We start from the raw sequence: 17,320 nt of genomic DNA, 5'->3' as shown, positions 1-17,320 counted from the left end.
GGGCGGACACGGAAGGCCGGGTCAGGGCCGACCGACGTGTCCGTGGTGACTGCGGTGCCGGGGAGCCGCTCCCGACTGTTGCTGTCACCATGCTCGGCGTCTTGCCGTGACTCATACATTGCCCGAGCCGTGTTAACCGCGTGATGCGCGGAGGTGACACCGGTGTACCACTTCGTGAGGAGACGAATCCTCACCCTTCCGGCGGCCCGGGCGGGCTGACGACAGATCAGTGACCGGCCCGGGTGGCCAGGAAGGCCAGCAGGTCCTGGCTGGTCACGATGCCCTGCGGCTTGCCCTCGACCAGCACCACGGCGGCGTCGGCCTTCTCCAGTACGGTCATCAGACTGGTCACCGTCTCGCCGGAGCCGACCACGGGCAGCGGCTTGGACATCACGCTCTCCAGCGTGTCGGTGAGCGCGATCCGCTGGGTGAACAGGCCCTCCAGCACCTCGCGCTCGACCACCGAGCCGATCACCTCGCCCGCCATGATGTCGGGGTGCCCGGCGCCCGGGGAGACCACCGGCATCTGCGAGACGCCGAAGTCCCGCAGCACCCGGACGGCCTCGGCGACCGTCTCGCTCGGGTGCATGTGGACGAACTGCGGGATGCCCTCGTGCTCGATCGCGTCCTTGCGGGCCAGCACCTCGCCGATGTGTGCCTCGTCGGTGCCCGACGGCAGGAAGCCGTAGTCGGCCATCCAGTCGTCGTTGAAGATCTTCGAGAGGTAGCCCCGGCCGCCGTCGGGCAGGATCACCACGACCACGTCGTCCGGGCCGAGCCGCCTGGCCACCTCCAGGGCGGCCACCACGGCCATCCCGCAGGAGCCGCCGACCAGCAGGCCCTCCTCCTTGGCGAGGCGGCGGGTCATCTGGAACGAGTCCTTGTCCGAGACCGCGACGATCTCGTCCGCCACGTTCCGGTCGTAGGCGGTCGGCCAGAAGTCCTCACCGACACCCTCGACCAGGTACGGACGGCCGGTGCCGCCGGAGTAGACCGAGCCCTCCGGGTCGGCGCCGATCACCTTGACCGCACCGCCGGAGGCCTCCTTGAGGTAGCCGCCGGTGCCGGAGATGGTGCCGCCGGTGCCGACGCCCGCCACCAGGTGGGTGATCTTTCCCTCGGTCTGCTCCCAGAGCTCGGGACCGGTCGAGTGGTAGTGCGAGGCCGGGTTCTCCGGGTTGGAGTACTGGTCCGGCTTCCAGGCGTTCGGGGTCTCCCGGACCAGGCGGTCGGAGACGTTGTAGTAGGAGTCCGGGTGCTCGGGGGCGACGGCGGTCGGGCAGACCACCACCTCGGCACCGTAGGCCCGCAGCGTGTTGATCTTGTCGGTGGACACCTTGTCCGGACAGACGAAGATGCAGTGGTAGCCCTTCTGCTGGGCCACGATCGCCAGGCCGACACCGGTGTTGCCCGAGGTGGGCTCGACGATCGTGCCGCCCGGCTTGAGGGCGCCGGACGCCTCGGCGGCCTCGATCATGCGCATCGCGATGCGGTCCTTGATCGACCCCCCGGGGTTGAAGTACTCGACCTTCGCCAGCACGGTGGCGCTGATCCCCTCGGTGACCTTGTTGAGCTTCACCAGGGGTGTGTTGCCGACCAGGTCGATGATCGAATTGTGGTACCGCACGGGGGTCCTCCCGGTCTGGGACGCTACGACAGCTATGGGTACTTCAAAGCCTAGGGCGTCTCAAGGGACGGACGCGCACACGCGCGACGTCCGATTCGGCCTCTTCACTTCCCGTACGTTCACCCACCGGATGGGCGATCCGCCCCGATAGGCCCCCGGATCCCTGGGTACCTAAGAGGGACAGAGCACAGGTGGCGCCCCGCAGGAGGGGCCAGGTGAAGGGGGGCCGGGGTGGCAGCGGCACAGGTGTCACGGGCCCGGGTGGCCCGGCGTATCGCCACGGCGGCCGCGTACGGGGGCGGCGGTCTCGGTCTGCTCGGGGTCGGGCTGATCGGCCTGCTGGTGACCGAGAGCAGGCTGGCGATCCGCGCGGTCGGGCTGCTGGACGGCGAGCCGCCGCCCGCGGACGGGGTCTACGGGGCGGCCTTCGCCGACCCCGGGAGTGACCAGCCGCCGCTGGTGCTCGCCTTTCTGGGTGACTCGACGGCGGCAGGGCTCGGCGTGACCACGGGGGAGGAGACCCCCGGCGCGCTGCTCGCGACCGGGCTGGCCTCGGTGGCCGAGCGCCGGGTCCGGCTGGTGAACGTGGCCCGGTCCGGCGCCCAGTCCGTCGAGCTGGCCGGCCAGGTGGAGCTGGCCCTGCCGCACCGGCCGGAGCTGGCGGTGATCATCATCGGCGCCAACGACGTGACCAAGCACACCCCCGCCGCCCTGGCGGTCCGTCAACTCGGCGAGACGGTACGGGCGCTGCGCGAGGCGGGCTGCCAGGTGGTGGTCGGCACCTGTCCGGACCTGGGCACCATCAAGCCGGTGCGGCCGCCGCTGCGCTGGGTGGCCCGGCGGGTCAGCCGGCAGCTGGCGGCGGCCCAGACCATCGCGGTGGTGGAGCAGGGCGGCCGGACGGTGTCGCTCGGCTCGCTGCTCGGCCCGGAGTTCGCGGCCCGCCCGGAGATGTTCGCGGCCGACCGCTACCACCCCTCCGCGCAGGGCTACGCGACCGCCGCGATGGCGCTGCTGCCCTCGCTCTGCGCCGTGCTGGACCTCTGGCCGGAGGAGTCGGGTCCCAGGATCGAGGCCGAGCAGGTGCTGCCGATGGCGGTGGCCGCGGCCGCCGCCGCCGGGCGCTCCGGCACCGAGGTGGCCGCCGCCGAGCGGCTCGGCGATCTGGGCCGCCGCTGGGCGCAGGTCAAACTGCGGCTGCGACTGGGCCTGCCGGACAGCTCGGAGAGCATTCCGGAGGCGGGGTCGGCGTCGGCCAACTCACACCCGGGAACGGGTGACGTCCGAGCTACTTAGCGGTAACTTTCCTCCCGGGCTGACCGCTTGGGCCGGAGTACGGTCGGACGTGTACGCCCCGCAGTCCGGAGACACTCAGCGAGGAGCCCGTCATGCCCGAAGCCGTCATCGTCAGCGCCGCCCGTTCGCCGATCGGCCGGGCCTTCAAGGGCTCCCTGAAGGACATCCGGCCGGACGACCTGACCGCGCAGATCATCGGCGCCGCGCTGGCCAAGGTGCCCGAGCTGGACCCGCGCCTGATCGAGGACCTGATGCTCGGCTGCGGCCTGCCCGGCGGCGAGCAGGGCCACAACCTGGCCCGCACCATCGCGGTCCAGATGGGTATGGACTACCTGCCCGGCGCCACCATCACCCGGTACTGCTCCTCCTCGCTGCAGACCACCCGGATGGCACTGCACGCGATCAAGGCGGGCGAGGGCGACATCTTCCTCTCGGCCGGCGTCGAGACCGTCTCGCGCAGCATCAACGGCACCTCGGACGGCATGCCCGGCACCCAGAACCCGCTGTTCGGGGACGCCGTGGCGCGCACCGCCCGCCGGGCGGCCGAGGGCGGCGGCGAGTGGCACGACCCGCGTGAGGACGGCCTGCTGCCGGACGCGTACATCGCGATGGGCCAGACCGCCGAGAACCTGGCCGCGCTCAAGGGCATCACCCGGGCCGAGCAGGACGAGTTCGGGGTCCGCTCGCAGAACCTGGCCGAGGCGGCCATCAAGTCCGGCTTCTGGGCCCGCGAGATCACCCCCGTCACGCTGCCCGACGGCACCGTGGTGAGCACCGACGACGGCCCGCGCGCGGGGGTCACCCTGGACGCGGTCTCCGGCCTGAAGCCGGTGTTCCGCCCGGACGGCACGGTTACCGCTGGTAACTGCTGCCCGCTCAACGACGGCGCCGCCGCCCTGGTGATCATGTCCGACACCAAGGCCCGCGAGCTCGGCCTGACCCCGCTCGCCCGGGTGGTCTCCACCGGGGTCAGCGGCCTCTCCCCCGAGATCATGGGCTACGGCCCGGTCGAGGCCAGCCGCCAGGCGCTCAAGCGGGCCGGCCTGACCATCGACGACATCGACCTGGTGGAGATCAACGAGGCCTTTGCGGCCCAGGTCATCCCGTCCTACCGGGACTTGGGCATCCCGCTGGAGAAGCTGAACGTGAACGGCGGCGCGATCGCGGTCGGCCACCCGTTCGGCATGACCGGCGCCCGGCTCACCACCACCCTGATCAACTCGCTCCAGTGGCACGACAAGCAGTTCGGTCTGGAGACCATGTGCGTCGGCGGCGGCCAGGGTATGGCGATGGTGATCGAGCGACTCAGCTGAGTCACCGGGCCGGCCCGCACCACCCGTTCGGAGTGACCCTGTGTGACTGAGGGGCGGATCACATCGCGATCGTGATCCGCCCCTCCGCATGCCCTTCCAGGCCCGTTTTGTCGACACCCCGAAGTCGGTCAACTCCGCTGCGTAGAACGGCACTACCTAACAATTTGAGGACAAGGCCGAAAGTCCCGGACAAATCGGACATCTGCCACTGCAGTAACTCCGCCCCATGCGGCAGTGTGGAGACGTAACCCCGTTCCACTCCTCGCTAGGAGTACGTTCCGTGAGCGCCGTGTACATCTCCCTGCTGCTGGTCCTGATCGCCCTCTGCACCGCTGTCCTGATGCAGCTGCGCAGCCTGGCCCGTCGGCTCGCCGTCCCGTCCGAACCTTCAAGTGCCGCCGCCCCGGCGCCGGTTGACGAAGCCGTGATCCGCCGCGCGGTCAACGAGGCGCTGGCCGCCGACCGTGAGCGGGAGATAGCCGAGGCCCGGGCGTTCTGGGCCGAGCAGGAGGCCAGGGCGGCCGAGGACGCGCCGCTCTTCGACTCCCCCTTCACCAGCGCCGGGCTCAACCCCGGTGAGGAGTGGCCGCTGTTCTTCCCGCGGCCGACCGGCCCGCAGGACGCGGCCGACCACTCCGGCACGATGGACCCGGAGTTCGGCGAGGCGCTGCGCTCCGCGCTGGAGGACCTGATCAACGAGGACGGCGGCACCCCGGCCCGCCCGGCCACCGGCGGCCACCCTGCCGGCGGCCACCCCGCCGGGACCGGTGCCGGAGTCGGCGGCGAGACCGCCGGTGAGGCCAGGGCCCGCCGCGAGGCCGACCTGCTGGCCACCGGCCTGGAGGCCGGACTGCTCGACACCGAGTCGACCCCGGACGCCGAGCCGGTGGCCGCACCCGACCCGCGCCGCCACCCCTCGCACCCCGACTTCGTCCCGAGCCAGGCCCCGTCCCGCGAGTGGACCGACACCCGGCTGGCCTCGCTGGCCGAGGAGGCCGTCACGCTCACCGACGTCCGTCCCGGCCCGCTCGGCACCCTGGACGTGTACGCCTTCGCCGACGGCACCACGCTCTGCGTCGCCCCCGGCGACCGGGAGGCGGCCTACCGGCTGATCGACGCCGTCCGGGCCGGCGAGGATCCCTGGGGTTACCGACTCGACCGGCCTTCGGCGCTTCTCAGATCTTCACGCGGTCAGTTCGTCGACGCCCCGGACCTCGGCCATCGCTTCGGCCAGCGCCGGGGCGTCCGCCACGGCCGCCAGCTCCCGCCCGGCGACCGCGAGTTGGTCCCCGGCCGCGAAGGCCCCGGCGTCCGGAAAGCTCCGGTCCGGCTGCCCCGCCGCCGCCMGCGCCCGCCCGGCCAGCCGGGAAGCCAGCGCGTGCACGGCGGCGGCCCGGCTCGGGTACCCGGGCACCGGCCCGAGCAGCCGGCTCTGCGGCATCGAACGGAAGCGGTCGGCCAGCCGGTCCACGGCGGCCAGCAAGGTCTGCGCATCTGCCATCCCACGAGCCTAGGGCTTCTCGGACCGGCCCCGGAAAGGCCGGAGGCGCGGCCGGACCGAGTGGTCCGCCGCGCCTCCGGAAGTGCAGGTGGGGATTAGTCGTCGCCGCGCAGGATCGCGATCAGCCGGAGCATCTCCATGTAGATCCAGACCAACGAGAGGGTCAGCCCGAAGGCCGCCCGCCAGGACTCCTGCTGCGGGGCGCCGCCCTGGATTCCCGCCTCGATCTCGGCGAAGTCCAGCGAGAGGAAGAAGGCGCCGAGCGCGATGCCGACGATGCCGACCAGAATGCCGAGCGGGCCCGAGCGCAGGCCCATGTCGGCACCGAGCATCGAGGCCACCAGGTTGACCAGCAGCAGCAGCACGAAGCCCATCGCGATCGCGATGCCGATCCTGGTGTAGCGCGGGGTGACCCGGATCCGGCCGGACTTGTAGGCGATCAGCATCGCCGCGAAGACCGCCGCCGTGCCCAGCACCGCCTGGATCGCGATGCCCTCCCAGATCATGTCGAAGGCGTGGCTGATCGCACCGAGGAAGAAGCCCTCCAGCGCCGCGTAGGTGATGATCAGCGGGGCGCTGACGCTCTGCTTGAAGGTGATCACCATGGCGACCACGAAGGCCGCGAAGGCGGCGACCATGGCCGGGCCGAAGTTGGCGGCCGGCAGCGCGAACCAGGCGACCGCGCCCGACACCACCAGCGTGAGCAGGGTGAGCGCGGTCCGGGCGACCACGTCGTCCATGGTCATCCGGCCGGTCTGCAGCGGGCCGGCCGACGGCGCCTGGTACATCTCGACCAGCTGGTCGTCCGTCAGCCCGCCGCCCTGCGGCTGTGCGTAGGGATTGTTGCCGTAGGGGTTGTTGCCGTACGGGTTGCCCGCGTTCGGGGCCCCGGCCTGCGGCTGGCCCGTGTTGAACCCCGCGTAGCCGTTACCGTTCTCGCGGGTGAAGGAGCCCTCCCGCGAGAAGACCGGGTTGCTGCTTCTCATGTCATTCCCTCCGGGGCGGCATCGTGCCACCCGCACCGCTCCAGGGTAATGCCTTGGCAAAGGAAGCAGTCTACGCCGCGAGGATGATCTCTCGGGCCGTCGCTGCGCGGATTTCGCGGCCGGACGACCTGGCGCGGAGTGGTGCCCGGGGCCGGACTCGAACCGGCACGGCCTCGCGGCCAAGCAGTTTTAAGCTGCCCGTGTCTGCGTTCCACCACCCGGGCGGGAACCCCTCCGCCCCTGTGCGGGCTACCCCCGAGACTAGTCGCCCGGTGCACCCTTTCGCACACTCTCCGCCAGCTAATTTGTCATGTTTCCTTGCCATCTGACGAATCGTCGGTGATTCGGCCAACCCCGGTTCGGAATCGGCCACGGCGCCACTCTCAGGGGTTGTGTCATACCGCAGGAGGAGAAAGCCGGACCCCGCATACGCCGGTGCTCTGCGCACCGACCGTCCACACCACTTCCGCACGCCACGTCCGCAAGGAGTCCCCCGTGACCACCACGACCGCATCCGCCGTCCAGACCGGCCAGGCGGCCGCCCGAGCCACCGGCCTGAACAAGGTCTACGGGGAGGGCGAGACCAAGGTGGTCGCGCTGGACAACGTCAGCGTGGCGTTCCCGCAGGGCCAGTTCACCGCGATCATGGGTCCGTCCGGCTCGGGCAAGTCGACCCTCATGCACTGCATGGCGGGCCTCGACACGGTCTCCTCCGGCTCCTCGATGATCGGCGACACCGAGCTGGTCGGGCTGCGCGACAAGCAGCTCACCAAGCTCCGCCGCGACCACATCGGCTTCGTCTTCCAGGCCTTCAACCTGCTGCCCACGCTGACCGCGCTGGAGAACATCACGCTGCCGATGGACATCGCCGGCCGCAAGGTCGACAAGGCCTGGCTCGACCGGGTGGTCGACACGGTCGGCCTCTCCGGCCGGCTCTCGCACCGCCCCTCGCAGCTCTCCGGCGGCCAGCAGCAGCGCGTCGCCTGCGCCCGCGCGCTGGCCTCCCGGCCGGACATCGTCTTCGCCGACGAGCCCACCGGCAACCTGGACTCCCGCTCCGGCGCGGAGATCCTCTCCTTCCTGCGCAACTCGGTCCGCGAGCTCGGCCAGACCGTCGTGATGGTCACCCACGACCCGGTCGCCGCCTCCTACGCGGACCGCGTGATCTTCCTCGCCGACGGCCGCGTCGTCGACGAGCTGACCAATCCCACCGCCGACAGCGTCCTGGACCGGATGCGCCGCTTCGACGCCAAGGGCCGCACGAGCTGACGCTCCGCCACCCACCGGCCCGAACCCAACTCCCCCCAGGACACCCCATGTTCCGCACCGCACTGCGCAATGTGCTGGCCCACAAGGGCCGACTCCTCATGACGGCACTGGCCGTCATGCTCGGCACGGCCTTCGTGGCCGGCACCATGGTCTTCTCCGACACGCTCGGCCAGGCCATGAAGAACAGCTACTCCAAGAGCTACTCGGACATCTCCGTCCTGGTCACCGACAACGCCGCAGGTTCGGGCGCCTCCGCCCGCGACCGGAGCGACGCCACCGGCGGCGAGCTGACCAAGGCGACGGTCGACAAGATCGCCGCGCTGCCCGGCACCGCCAAGGCGCAGGGCGTGGTGGGCGGCTTCACCGGCGTGGCCGACCGGAAGGGCGTCCTGATCGGCCAGGCCTGGCAGGCCCGCGGTGCGAACTTCAACCCGGACGCCACCGGTCAGGACAGCCGCTACCCGATGGCCCAGGGCCGCGGCCCGCAGAAGTCCGGCGAGATCGCACTGGACCAGGAGGCCGCGAGCAGCGGTGGCTACCGGGTCGGCGACACCGTCCGGATCGCCGGCAACGGCCCGGCCGTGGACGCCAGGCTGACCGGCATCTTCACCACCGACGACCCGCAGGTCAGTTCCGGCGGCTCGCTCACCCTGATGGACACCGCGAGCGCGCAGCAGTTCCTGCTGACCCCGGGTCAGTTCAGCACGGTCACCGTGCAGGCCAAGCCCGGCGTGACGCAGGACGCGCTGCTCACCGAGGTGCAGACCACACTGCCGCAGGGCACCCAGTTCATCGTCCAGACCGGTGAGCAGCTGACGGCTGACGAGACCAAGCAGATCTCCGCCGGCACGTCCGGCATGAAGACCATGCTGCTCGCCTTCGCCGGGATCTCGCTGTTCGTCGGCATCTTCATCATCGCCAACACCTTCACCATGCTGGTCGCCCAGCGCACCAAGGAGCTGGCCCTGCTCCGCGCGGTCGGTGCCGGGCGCTGGCAGGTCACCAGGTCGGTGCTGGTCGAGGCGCTGGTGATCGGCCTGACCGCCTCGGTGGCCGGCCTGCTGGCCGGTATCGGGATCGGCGCCGGGATGCAGTCGCTGATGAAGGTGTTCTCGGCCGGCATGCCCACCGGACCGCTGGTGGTCGCCCCGGTGACCATCGCGGTGGCCCTGGTGGTCGGCGTGCTGGTGACCGTGCTGTCCGCCGTGCTGCCCGCGATCCGGGCCTCCCGGGTCGCCCCGGTGGCCGCGATGAGCAGCGGTGACCAGCCCAGCACCCACAAGAGCCTGCTGATCCGGAACATCATCGGCTCGGTGATCACGGCCGGCGGCTTCGCGCTGATCTTCGGCGGCGCCGCGGCCGGCGGGGAGAACGGCCGGTACCTGATCGCCGGCGGCGCCCCGCTCGCACTGATCGGCATCTTCATCCTGCTGCCGCTGCTGTCCCGCCCGATGATCGCCCTGGTCGGCCCGCTGCTGGCCCGGCTGTTCGGCACGCCCGGCAAGCTGGCCCGCCGCAACGCGGTCCGCAACCCGCGCCGGACGGCCACCACCGCCGCCGCGCTGACCATCGGCCTGACCCTGGTCTCCGCAATGACCGTGCTCGGCGCCTCGGTCGGCGGCGCGGTGGACCGGATCGTCACCAAGGGCATGGTCGCGGACTACAACGTGACCACCGCCAACCGGATGAGCATGTCGCCCGAGCTGGCCGCCGACGTGGCCAAGGCCCCCGGCGTGGCCGCCTCCAGCCCGCTGACCAACGTCTACTGGGAGCTGAACGGCCGGACCTCCGCGATCAGCGGGGTCGACGCCAAGAGCCTGGACAAGCTGCTCGACCTCACCATGGACAGCGGCTCGGCCAACTCCCTGAGCCAGGGTCAGGTGCTGGTCAGCAGCGAGCGGGCGAAGCGCGACAACCTCGCGGTCGGCAGCGCCGTGCAGATCGGCTACGGCGACGGCAGCACCGGCACGGTCACCGTCGGCGGCGTCTTCCAGTCGATCGACCTGCTCTCCAACACGGTGATGTCCAACGCCGAGATCGCCAAGCACGCCAAGGACGACATCGACATCCGGGACGTCCTGGTGCGCGGCACCGACGGTGCCACCGCGGCGCTTCAGCAGTCCATCAAGGACGCCACCGGCAAGAACCCGGTGATCGAGGTGAAGAGCCAGGAGGACATGAAGGAGGAGTTCAGCAAGATCATCTCCTTCGCCCTGAACATGATGTACGGCCTGCTGGCCATGTCGGTGCTGGTCGCCGTGCTCGGCGTGATCAACACCCTGGCCATGTCGGTCTTCGAGCGGAAGAGGGAGATCGGAATGCTGCGCGCGATCGGTCTGGACCGGAGCGGCATCAAGCGGATGGTCCGGCTCGAGTCGGTGGTGATCTCGCTGTTCGGCGCGACCATCGGCGTGCTGCTCGGCGTCTTCCTGGCCTGGGCGGTGAACGGCACCCTGGGCTCCAGCATCCCGGGCCTGGTCACCGAGCTGCCGTACGGTCAGCTGCTGCTCTTCCTGCTGATGGCCGGGCTGGTCGGCCTGGTGGCGGCGCTCTGGCCCGCCCGCCGGGCGTCCAAGCTGGACATCCTGGAGAGCATCAAGACCGACTGACGGTCCGTCCGAACACGCAGAAGGCCCCTGCCGGGGAGGGTTCCGGCGGGGGCCTTCTGTCTACCTGCTTGGCTCTGAACTGCTGTACTCCGCCCGGTCGCACGGCCGGCTGAGCACCACGGAGGTCGTGGTCCGGCGACGCTGCCGGGCGGAGAGCCTCCGACTCGTACCCCGGGTCGTCCCGGGGCCAGTCGTCCTACTTGCTGCTCGCGAGCTCCTTCACCGGCTCGGCGGCGGCAGCGGCAGCCACCGGCTTCGGCGCGGGGGCCGCAGCCTCCTGGAACGCCACGAACGGGTTCTCCATCTCGGCCAGACCCACGGTCTCGCGCTTGAGGAACATCGCCAGCGTCCAGTCGGTGAAGACCCGGACCTTGCGGTTCATGGTCGGCACCCGGCTGCCGTGGTACAGGCGGTGGAACCACCAGGCCGGACGGCCCTTCAGCTTGTACTTGCCGAAGAGGATCGCCACGCCCTTGTGCAGACCGAGACCGGCCACCGCACCGAGGTTCTTGTGCTTGTACTCAGCCTGCGGGAAGCCCCGCATGCCCGAGATCACGTTGTCGGCGAGCACGATGGCCTGACGGACCGCGTGCTGCGCGTTCGGCGGGCACCAGGCACCGTCGCCGACGGCGAGGTCGGGGACCTGCGCGTTGTCGCCGGCCGCCCAGACGTAGTCGAAGCCCTGGACCTGGAGGGTCGGGGCGGTGTCCACGTGACCGCGCGGGCCGAGCGGCAGACCGAAACGGTTGAGGATCGGGTTGGGCTTGACGCCCGCCGTCCACACGATGGTGGAGGCGTCGGCCTCGACACCGTTCTTCAGCACCACGTGCTGGTCGACGCAGGAGTCCATCGAGGTCTCGATGTAGATCTCGATGTTGCGCTCTTCGAGCTTCTCCTTGGTCCACAGACCGAGGTCCGGGCCCATCTCCGGGAGGATGCGGTTGGCCGCCTCCACCAGGATGAAGCGCATGTCGTCACGGCTGACGGTCTTGTAGATCTTCGCCGCGTCCCGCGCCATGTCCTCGACCTCGGCGATGGTCTCGACGCCGGCGAAGCCGCCGCCGATCACCACGAAGGTCAGGGCCTTGCGGCGGATCGCCTCGTCCGTGGTGGACTCGGCCTTGTCCAGCTGCGCCATGACGTGGTTGCGGAGGCTGATCGCCTCCTCGACCGTCTTCATGCCGATGCCGTGCTCGGCCAGGCCGGGGATCGGGAAGGTGCGGGAGACCGAGCCGGTGGCCACGACGAGGTAGTCGAAGGACAGCTCGTACGAGTCGCCCGCGGCGGGGTGGATGGTGGCGACCTTGCGGGCGTGGTCCACATCGGTCACGTGACCGGTGAGCACCTCCGCCTTCTTGAGGGCGCTGCGCAGCGGGGCAACGAGGTTGCGAGGCGCGACGTTGCCGCCGGCCGCCTCGGGGAGGAAGGGCAGGTACGTCATGTACGACCGCGGGTCGACGACCGTGACGGTCGCTTCGCCGTAGCGCATCTTCTTGAGGATGCGCATCGCGGCATACAGGCCGACGTAACCACCGCCGACTACGAGGATGCGAGGACGCTCCGTGGTGCTCATATCCGAAAGTATCCACCCCCGGTTGGGGGCACCTTCGTGAGGCCCGTCACAAGCCCCTGGACAGCACCTGCTACACTGCCCGGCCACACTTTCCCGGCGAGGGTGTCACCTCACACCGCCGGGACGGTCCCTGTGCGGCGCCCGGCCGACGGGGCGGCTCTGAGCAGCAACGATCCCCACCGTGAGCGGGTTCCCGCACTGGCGTTTCGATTCCATCACCGACCCCGATACCTGCCTGCGATCCGATGGACACCCGCCGGAGTCGACCTTCGGTCCCGCATTCCGGACGGAGGGGACATCGGAGTGCGACGAATGACTGGATCGCCATGTGAAGAAATTCACGAAGTTTCTCGCGGCACGCCGATCAGCACGCGGCCCCGGGTGCCGAAGGGGCGTCCCGGGGCCGTCCGGACGGGGTCCGGCAGGGGTCTTCGCGGAGTCTGCGTGGGGTCTGCGTGGGGTCTTCGCGGGGTCAGGAGACCAGGCTCCAGGCGATCCCGTCGAGGATGTCGTGCTCGCTCACCACCAGCTCGGCGGCGCCGGTCCGCTCCATGATCTCCAGCAGCACCAGGGCGCCCGCGCCGATCACGTCCACCCGGCCGGGGTGCATCACCGGGATCGCGGCGCGCTGCTCGTGCGTCATGGTCAGCAGCCGGCCGGCCACCTCGCGGACCTGGTCCACCGTCAGGCGGGCGTGGTGGATGGCCTCGGAGTCGTACGCGGGCAGCTCCAGCGCGATGCCCGCCACCGTGGTGACGGTGCCCGCCAGGCCGACCAGGGTGGCGGCGGCGGTCAGCGGGACCGCCTCGGCCGCCACGTCCAGCGCGGCCCGGACATCAGCCTTGGCGCGGGAGATCTGGCCGAGCGCGGGCAGCTCCGAACCGGCGAAGTGCCGCTCGGTCAGCCGGACGCAGCCGATGTCCACCGAGCGGGCCGCCTCGACGTCCTGCCCGCCGAGCACGAACTCGGTCGAGCCGCCGCCCAGGTCGAACACCAGGTACGGGGACGGGAACTGACCACCGGTCAGCTCCTTGGTGGCGCCGGTGAAGGACAGCCGGGCCTCCTCGTCACCGCTCACCACGGTCGGCTCGACGCCGAGGATCTCGCGCACCCCGGCGACGTACTCGGCGCTGTTCTCCGCGTCCCGGGAGGCACTGGTGGCGACGAACCGCAGCCGGTCGGGGCCGACCCCGTACTCGGCCAGCACGGCGGCGTACTCGCGGCAGGCCGCGAAAGTGCGCTCCAGCGCCTCGGGCGCCAGCCGGCCGGTCCGGTCCACGTCCTGGCCGAGCCGGTTGATCACCATCCGGCGGTCCAGGTCGGTGATCTCACCGGTCTCCGGGTCGAGGTCGGCGACCAGCAGGCGGATGGAGTTGGTGCCGCAGTCGATCGCGCCGACCCTGCTGGTGCTCACTCGGACTCCTCGTCCTGCTCGGCCTCGGCGCGCTTGGCCGCGCGCTCGGCGGCCAGCTGCTCCTTGGCGGCGATCACGGCCGCGTGGTCCTGGTTCTTGGCCCGGTTCCTGGCCACCCGGCCACCGGCCGCCTCGACCTCCTCCGGCGAGACGCAGGGGCCCTTGGCCCACCAGTCCTCCAGCATCCCGATCGCCTCGTCGCCGAGCGGGTTGACCCCCGGGCCCGCCGCCAGCGAGTGGCCGACCAGGACGTGCAGGCACTTCACCCGGTCCGGCATGCCGCCCGCGCTCGGGAAGCCCTCCAGCACCTCGATGGCGTCCCGGCGCGCGATGTAGTCCTCGTGCGCCTTCTGGTACGCCGCCGCCAGCTCCGGATCCTCGGCCAGCCGGGCGGTCTGATCCTTCATCACCCCGTCCGCCTCCAGGGTGCCGATCAGCGAGGCGGCCTTGGGGCAGGTCAGGTAGTACAGGGTGGGGAACGGCGTGCCGTCCGGCAGCCGGGGCGCGGTCTCCACCACGTCGGGGTTGCCGCACGGGCAGCGGTGCGCCACCCCGCGCAGGCCGCGCGGGACGCGGCCGAGCTGGGCCGCGATCGCGGCGACGTCCTGGTCCGGGACGGTCGGGTTCTCAGTCATGGGGATGCGCTGCCTCTAGCGGGGTGCGGGGGTGGAGTCGGCCTGGTCGACCGAGTCCCAGACACTGGCGTACCAGGGCTGGGCGGCCTTGGCCTGCGGGGCTGACCCCGCGTCGGCCGAGGAGGACTTGGGGCTCGGCGGGTTCGGGTCCACCGAGATGAAGGGGGTCTCGCCGGGCATCGCGTAGTGCAGCCGCTCCCGGCCCTGCGCCTTGACGAACTCCGGGTCCTGCCAGCGGGCGCGCTCCCGGCGGAGCTGCTCGACCTGCTGCCTGGCGTGCTCGGCCTTGGTCCGCTGGTCGGAGATGTCCGAGCGCTGCGAGATGAACTGCCGGGTCGGGTAGGCGAGGATCGCCACCAGCGAACAGAGCACCAGCACCAGGACGGTGGCCCGGCTGGTGAAGCGCGGTCGCGCCGCCAAGCCCGGAATCTTCCACATCGCTGGTACCCCTCCTGATCACATGCCGGTGCCCCGGCCCTCCACCCTACGGGGTGGGAGCCGGGGCACCGGTTCAGACGCCTGGGGTGTCAGCCCCTGATGTCTCAGGCCTCGGTACGGAACCGCGGGAACGCGCCACGGCCGGCGTACTCCGCGGCGTCGTCGAGGATCTCCTCGATGCGCAGCAGCTGGTTGTACTTGGCGACGCGCTCGGAGCGGGCCGGGGCGCCGGTCTTGATCTGGCCGCAGTTGGTGGCGACGGCGAGGTCGGCGATGGTGACGTCCTCGGTCTCGCCGGAGCGGTGCGACATCATGCAGCGGTAGCCGTTGCGCTGGGCCAGCTCGACGGCGTCCAGGGTCTCGGTCAGCGAACCGATCTGGTTCACCTTCACCAGCATCGCGTTGGCGGTGCCGGTCTCGATGCCACGGGCCAGGCGGACCGGGTTGGTGACGAACAGGTCGTCACCGACCAGCTGGACCTTGTCGCCCAGCTCGTCCGTCATGGCCTTCCAGCCGTCCCAGTCCTGCTCGTCCAGCGGGTCCTCGATCGAGACCAGCGGGTACGCGGCGACCAGCTCGGCGTAGTAGGCGATCAGCTCGGCGGAGGAGAGCGCCTTGCCCTCGAACTGGTAGGCGCCGTCCTTGAAGAACTCGGAGGCGGCGACGTCCAGGGCGAGCGCGACGTCCTTGCCCGGGGTGTAGCCGGCCTTCTTGATGGCCTCGACGATGAGGTCGAGGGCCTCACGGTTGGAGTCGAGGTTCGGCGCGAAGCCGCCCTCGTCGCCCAGACCGGTGGAGAGGCCGCGCTCCTTCAGCACGCCCTTGAGCGTGTGGTAGACCTCGACGCCCCAGCGGACGGCCTCGGAGAAGGACTCGGCGCCGATCGGCGCGATCATGAACTCCTGGATGTCGACGTTGGAGTCGGCGTGCGACCCACCGTTGAGGATGTTCATCATCGGGACGGGCAGCACGTGCGCGTTCGGGCCACCGAGGTAGCGGAACAGCGGCAGGTCGCTGGCCTCGGAGGCGGCGTGCGCCACGGCGAGCGAGACGCCGAGGATCGCGTTGGCGCCGAGCGAGGACTTGTCCGGGGTGGCGTCCAGGTCGAGCATGGCCTGGTCGATCAGCCGCTGCTCGGTGGCGTCGTAGCCGACCAGCTCCGGGCCGATCTGCTCGATGACGGCCAGCACGGCCTTCTCGACACCCTTGCCGAAGTAGCGGTTCTTGTCGCCGTCGCGCAGCTCAAGAGCCTCGAAGGCACCGGTGGAAGCACCCGACGGGACGGCGGCACGGCCGGTGCTGCCGTCGTCCAGACCGACCTCGACCTCGACCGTGGGGTTGCCACGGGAGTCGAGAATCTCACGGGCTACGACGACATCAATGGACGGCACGAGGCATCTCCTTGACGGAAGCGGGATCTGTTGTCGTTACGACCAGAGCCTAACCGCACCGGAGCCCGGGGCCACGCTGACCTTGGTCCCGTCTCACCGTGTGGCCCGGCTACTCATCGGTAGTTCACCTGAATGACCGTAAACGGGGTCGTACCGGAACAAGCCGGTACGACCCCGCCTGACGGTGTGTCGTGAATCAGCGGGTCGCGACTCAGCCGAGCTTGAGCACCTGACCCGGCAGGATCAGGTCCGGGTCGCCGCCGATGACGGACTGGTTGGCCTGGTAAACCTGCTGCCAGTTCAGGCCGTTGGCAGCGGCGATGTCGGACAGGGTGTCACCCGACTTGACGGTGTATCCGCCGGCGGCCGGCGTCGTCGGCGCGGCGTGCTTCGGTGCGGTCACCGTCGGCGCGGCCGACTTCGGGGTCGCGGGCTTCGGGGCGGCCGACGCCTTCGGCGTGGTCTGCTTCGAGGACTTGGCGGCCGGCGCCGGGGCGCGGGTCTCCGAGCGGGTGGCACGGTCCGAGGAGGTGTCCACCTGGGCGGCCGAACCACCCTTGGACAGACCGGCCTTGACCGAGCAGACCGGCCAGGCGCCCGGGCCCTGGGAGGCGAGCACCTTCTCGGCGACGGCGATCTGCTGGCCCTTGCTGGCCTGGTTGGCCTGCCCGGCGTACTGCTGACCGCCGAACGCCTTCCAGGTGCTCGGGGTGAACTGGAGTCCGCCGTAGAAGCCGTTCCCGGTGTTGATGCTCCAGTTGCCGCCACTCTCGCACTGGGCGACCTTCTCCCAGGTGTCGACCGGGGCGGCCTGCGCGCCGGTGGCGGTCAACAGCGGGAGTGCGATGCCGACGCCCGCGACACCCGCGACGGCGATGATCTTCTCGGCCTGCGTACGACGACGATGACGGCCCGAACCGGTGAAGAGCATGAAGAAGTCCCTCTCCGCACGCCTGCGAGGTGAGCTGTCGGGTTCGGACCGGGAGGTGGCCCGGCCGCCACTGCTGGCGGCTTCACCCCAAGCCGTGGGGGACGGCGACTTACCTGGGTCCCCCGCCCCTGCCCAAGGGTCTGGTCGGTGTCCCGGCAGCGCGGCGGGCAGGATTCGGCGTTCCGCGCACGGGGTTCGCAGCTGCGAACACCAGGGAGAGTAAGCAGATGACCCGATCGATCACAAGCTTATGTCGAACACATCACACGGAAATCACGCCAGACGATAGATCGTCCACAAACCGCACTGGTATGTCCGGATTGATGCGTACTCAGAT

The 17,320-nt window shown here is 70.6% G+C and carries 12 protein-coding genes, 1 tRNA gene, 1 pseudogene and 1 riboswitch; of the genes and pseudogenes, 5 read left to right on the top strand and 9 right to left on the bottom strand.

What is annotated here, in order from left to right; genetic code table 11:
* Nucleotides 1-226: 226 nt before the first annotated feature.
* Complete coding sequence (locus ACXJMZ_RS02660) at nt 227-1,627, bottom strand: cystathionine beta-synthase (protein ID WP_457028339.1); 1,401 nt, start codon at nt 1,625-1,627, stop codon at nt 227-229.
* A 231-nt stretch (nt 1,628-1,858) separates the two neighbouring features.
* Between ACXJMZ_RS02660 and ACXJMZ_RS02655 the strand changes: the two genes are divergently transcribed.
* The 3 genes and pseudogenes from ACXJMZ_RS02655 to ACXJMZ_RS02645 all read left to right on the top strand — a co-directional run.
* Complete coding sequence (locus tag ACXJMZ_RS02655) at nt 1,859-2,923, top strand: SGNH/GDSL hydrolase family protein (protein WP_457028338.1); 1,065 nt, start codon at nt 1,859-1,861, stop codon at nt 2,921-2,923.
* Nucleotides 2,924-3,015: 92 nt separating this feature from the next.
* Nucleotides 3,016-4,236 (top strand): acetyl-CoA C-acetyltransferase, encoded by a 1,221-nt coding sequence (locus ACXJMZ_RS02650; protein ID WP_457028337.1) that lies wholly within the window; start codon nt 3,016-3,018, stop codon nt 4,234-4,236.
* Between the two features lie 355 nt (nt 4,237-4,591).
* Nucleotides 4,592-5,377 (top strand): annotated as a pseudogene (locus ACXJMZ_RS02645) (hypothetical protein); the annotation flags it as partial.
* Between the two features lie 455 nt (nt 5,378-5,832).
* Here the strand turns inward: ACXJMZ_RS02645 and ACXJMZ_RS02640 are convergent.
* Both ACXJMZ_RS02640 and ACXJMZ_RS02635 read right to left on the bottom strand, forming a co-directional pair.
* Complete coding sequence (locus ACXJMZ_RS02640) at nt 5,833-6,723, bottom strand: Bax inhibitor-1/YccA family protein (protein ID WP_457028336.1); 891 nt, start codon at nt 6,721-6,723, stop codon at nt 5,833-5,835.
* Between the two features lie 139 nt (nt 6,724-6,862).
* Nucleotides 6,863-6,947 (bottom strand) — tRNA-Leu (locus tag ACXJMZ_RS02635).
* A 271-nt stretch (nt 6,948-7,218) separates the two neighbouring features.
* Here ACXJMZ_RS02635 and ACXJMZ_RS02630 point away from each other — a divergent pair.
* On the top strand, nt 7,219-7,992 hold the full coding sequence (locus ACXJMZ_RS02630) for an ABC transporter ATP-binding protein (protein ID WP_457028335.1): 774 nt from the start codon (nt 7,219-7,221) through the stop codon (nt 7,990-7,992).
* A gap of 47 nt (nt 7,993-8,039) precedes the next feature.
* Nucleotides 8,040-10,601: an ABC transporter permease gene (locus tag ACXJMZ_RS02625; RefSeq protein ID WP_457028334.1), complete on the top strand. Its 2,562-nt coding sequence runs from the start codon at nt 8,040-8,042 to the stop codon at nt 10,599-10,601.
* A gap of 196 nt (nt 10,602-10,797) precedes the next feature.
* Here the strand turns inward: ACXJMZ_RS02625 and ACXJMZ_RS02620 are convergent, their stop codons facing one another.
* From ACXJMZ_RS02620 to ACXJMZ_RS02595, 6 genes are all read right to left on the bottom strand, one after another.
* Nucleotides 10,798-12,174, bottom strand: a complete 1,377-nt coding sequence (locus ACXJMZ_RS02620) for an NAD(P)/FAD-dependent oxidoreductase (protein ID WP_457028333.1) — start codon at nt 12,172-12,174, stop codon at nt 10,798-10,800.
* A gap of 472 nt (nt 12,175-12,646) precedes the next feature.
* Nucleotides 12,647-13,588, bottom strand: coding sequence for a Ppx/GppA phosphatase family protein (locus ACXJMZ_RS02615; RefSeq protein WP_457028332.1), 942 nt, complete (start codon nt 13,586-13,588; stop codon nt 12,647-12,649).
* Nucleotides 13,585-14,223, bottom strand: a complete 639-nt coding sequence (locus ACXJMZ_RS02610) for a DUF501 domain-containing protein (protein WP_057227350.1) — start codon at nt 14,221-14,223, stop codon at nt 13,585-13,587. Before ACXJMZ_RS02610 ends, ACXJMZ_RS02615 begins: the two co-directional genes overlap by 4 nt.
* A 15-nt stretch (nt 14,224-14,238) precedes the next feature.
* On the bottom strand, nt 14,239-14,661 hold the full coding sequence (locus tag ACXJMZ_RS02605) for an FtsB family cell division protein (protein ID WP_457028331.1): 423 nt from the start codon (nt 14,659-14,661) through the stop codon (nt 14,239-14,241).
* 104 nt (nt 14,662-14,765) lie between these two features.
* On the bottom strand, nt 14,766-16,052 hold the full coding sequence (eno, locus tag ACXJMZ_RS02600; protein WP_457028330.1) for a phosphopyruvate hydratase: 1,287 nt from the start codon (nt 16,050-16,052) through the stop codon (nt 14,766-14,768).
* A gap of 211 nt (nt 16,053-16,263) precedes the next feature.
* A complete protein-coding gene (locus tag ACXJMZ_RS02595) occupies nt 16,264-16,983 on the bottom strand; it encodes a transglycosylase family protein (protein WP_457028329.1) in 720 nt (239 codons plus the stop codon).
* Nucleotides 16,984-16,988: 5 nt separating this feature from the next.
* A riboswitch (cyclic di-AMP (ydaO/yuaA leader) is annotated at nt 16,989-17,139 on the bottom strand.
* Nucleotides 17,140-17,320: the final 181 nt, after the last annotated feature.

This window comes from Kitasatospora sp. P5_F3 (assembly GCF_054049135.1).
Note: the sequence above shows the minus strand (reverse complement) of the source record. Positions and strands in the feature narration are given on the sequence as shown.

Bases quoted from the DNA above. Each gene is read 5' to 3' on its own strand.
- ACXJMZ_RS02620 (WP_457028333.1), bottom strand. From the start codon at position 12,174: ATGAGCACCACGGAGCGTCCTCGCATCCTCGTAGTCGGCGGTGGTTAC.
- ACXJMZ_RS02610 (WP_057227350.1), bottom strand. From the start codon at position 14,223: ATGACTGAGAACCCGACCGTCCCGGACCAGGACGTCGCCGCGATCGCG.
- ACXJMZ_RS02595 (WP_457028329.1), bottom strand. From the start codon at position 16,983: ATGCTCTTCACCGGTTCGGGCCGTCATCGTCGTCGTACGCAGGCCGAG.
- ACXJMZ_RS02605 (WP_457028331.1), bottom strand. From the start codon at position 14,661: ATGTGGAAGATTCCGGGCTTGGCGGCGCGACCGCGCTTCACCAGCCGG.
- ACXJMZ_RS02625 (WP_457028334.1), top strand. From the start codon at position 8,040: ATGTTCCGCACCGCACTGCGCAATGTGCTGGCCCACAAGGGCCGACTC.
- ACXJMZ_RS02650 (WP_457028337.1), top strand. From the start codon at position 3,016: ATGCCCGAAGCCGTCATCGTCAGCGCCGCCCGTTCGCCGATCGGCCGG.
- ACXJMZ_RS02640 (WP_457028336.1), bottom strand. From the start codon at position 6,723: ATGAGAAGCAGCAACCCGGTCTTCTCGCGGGAGGGCTCCTTCACCCGC.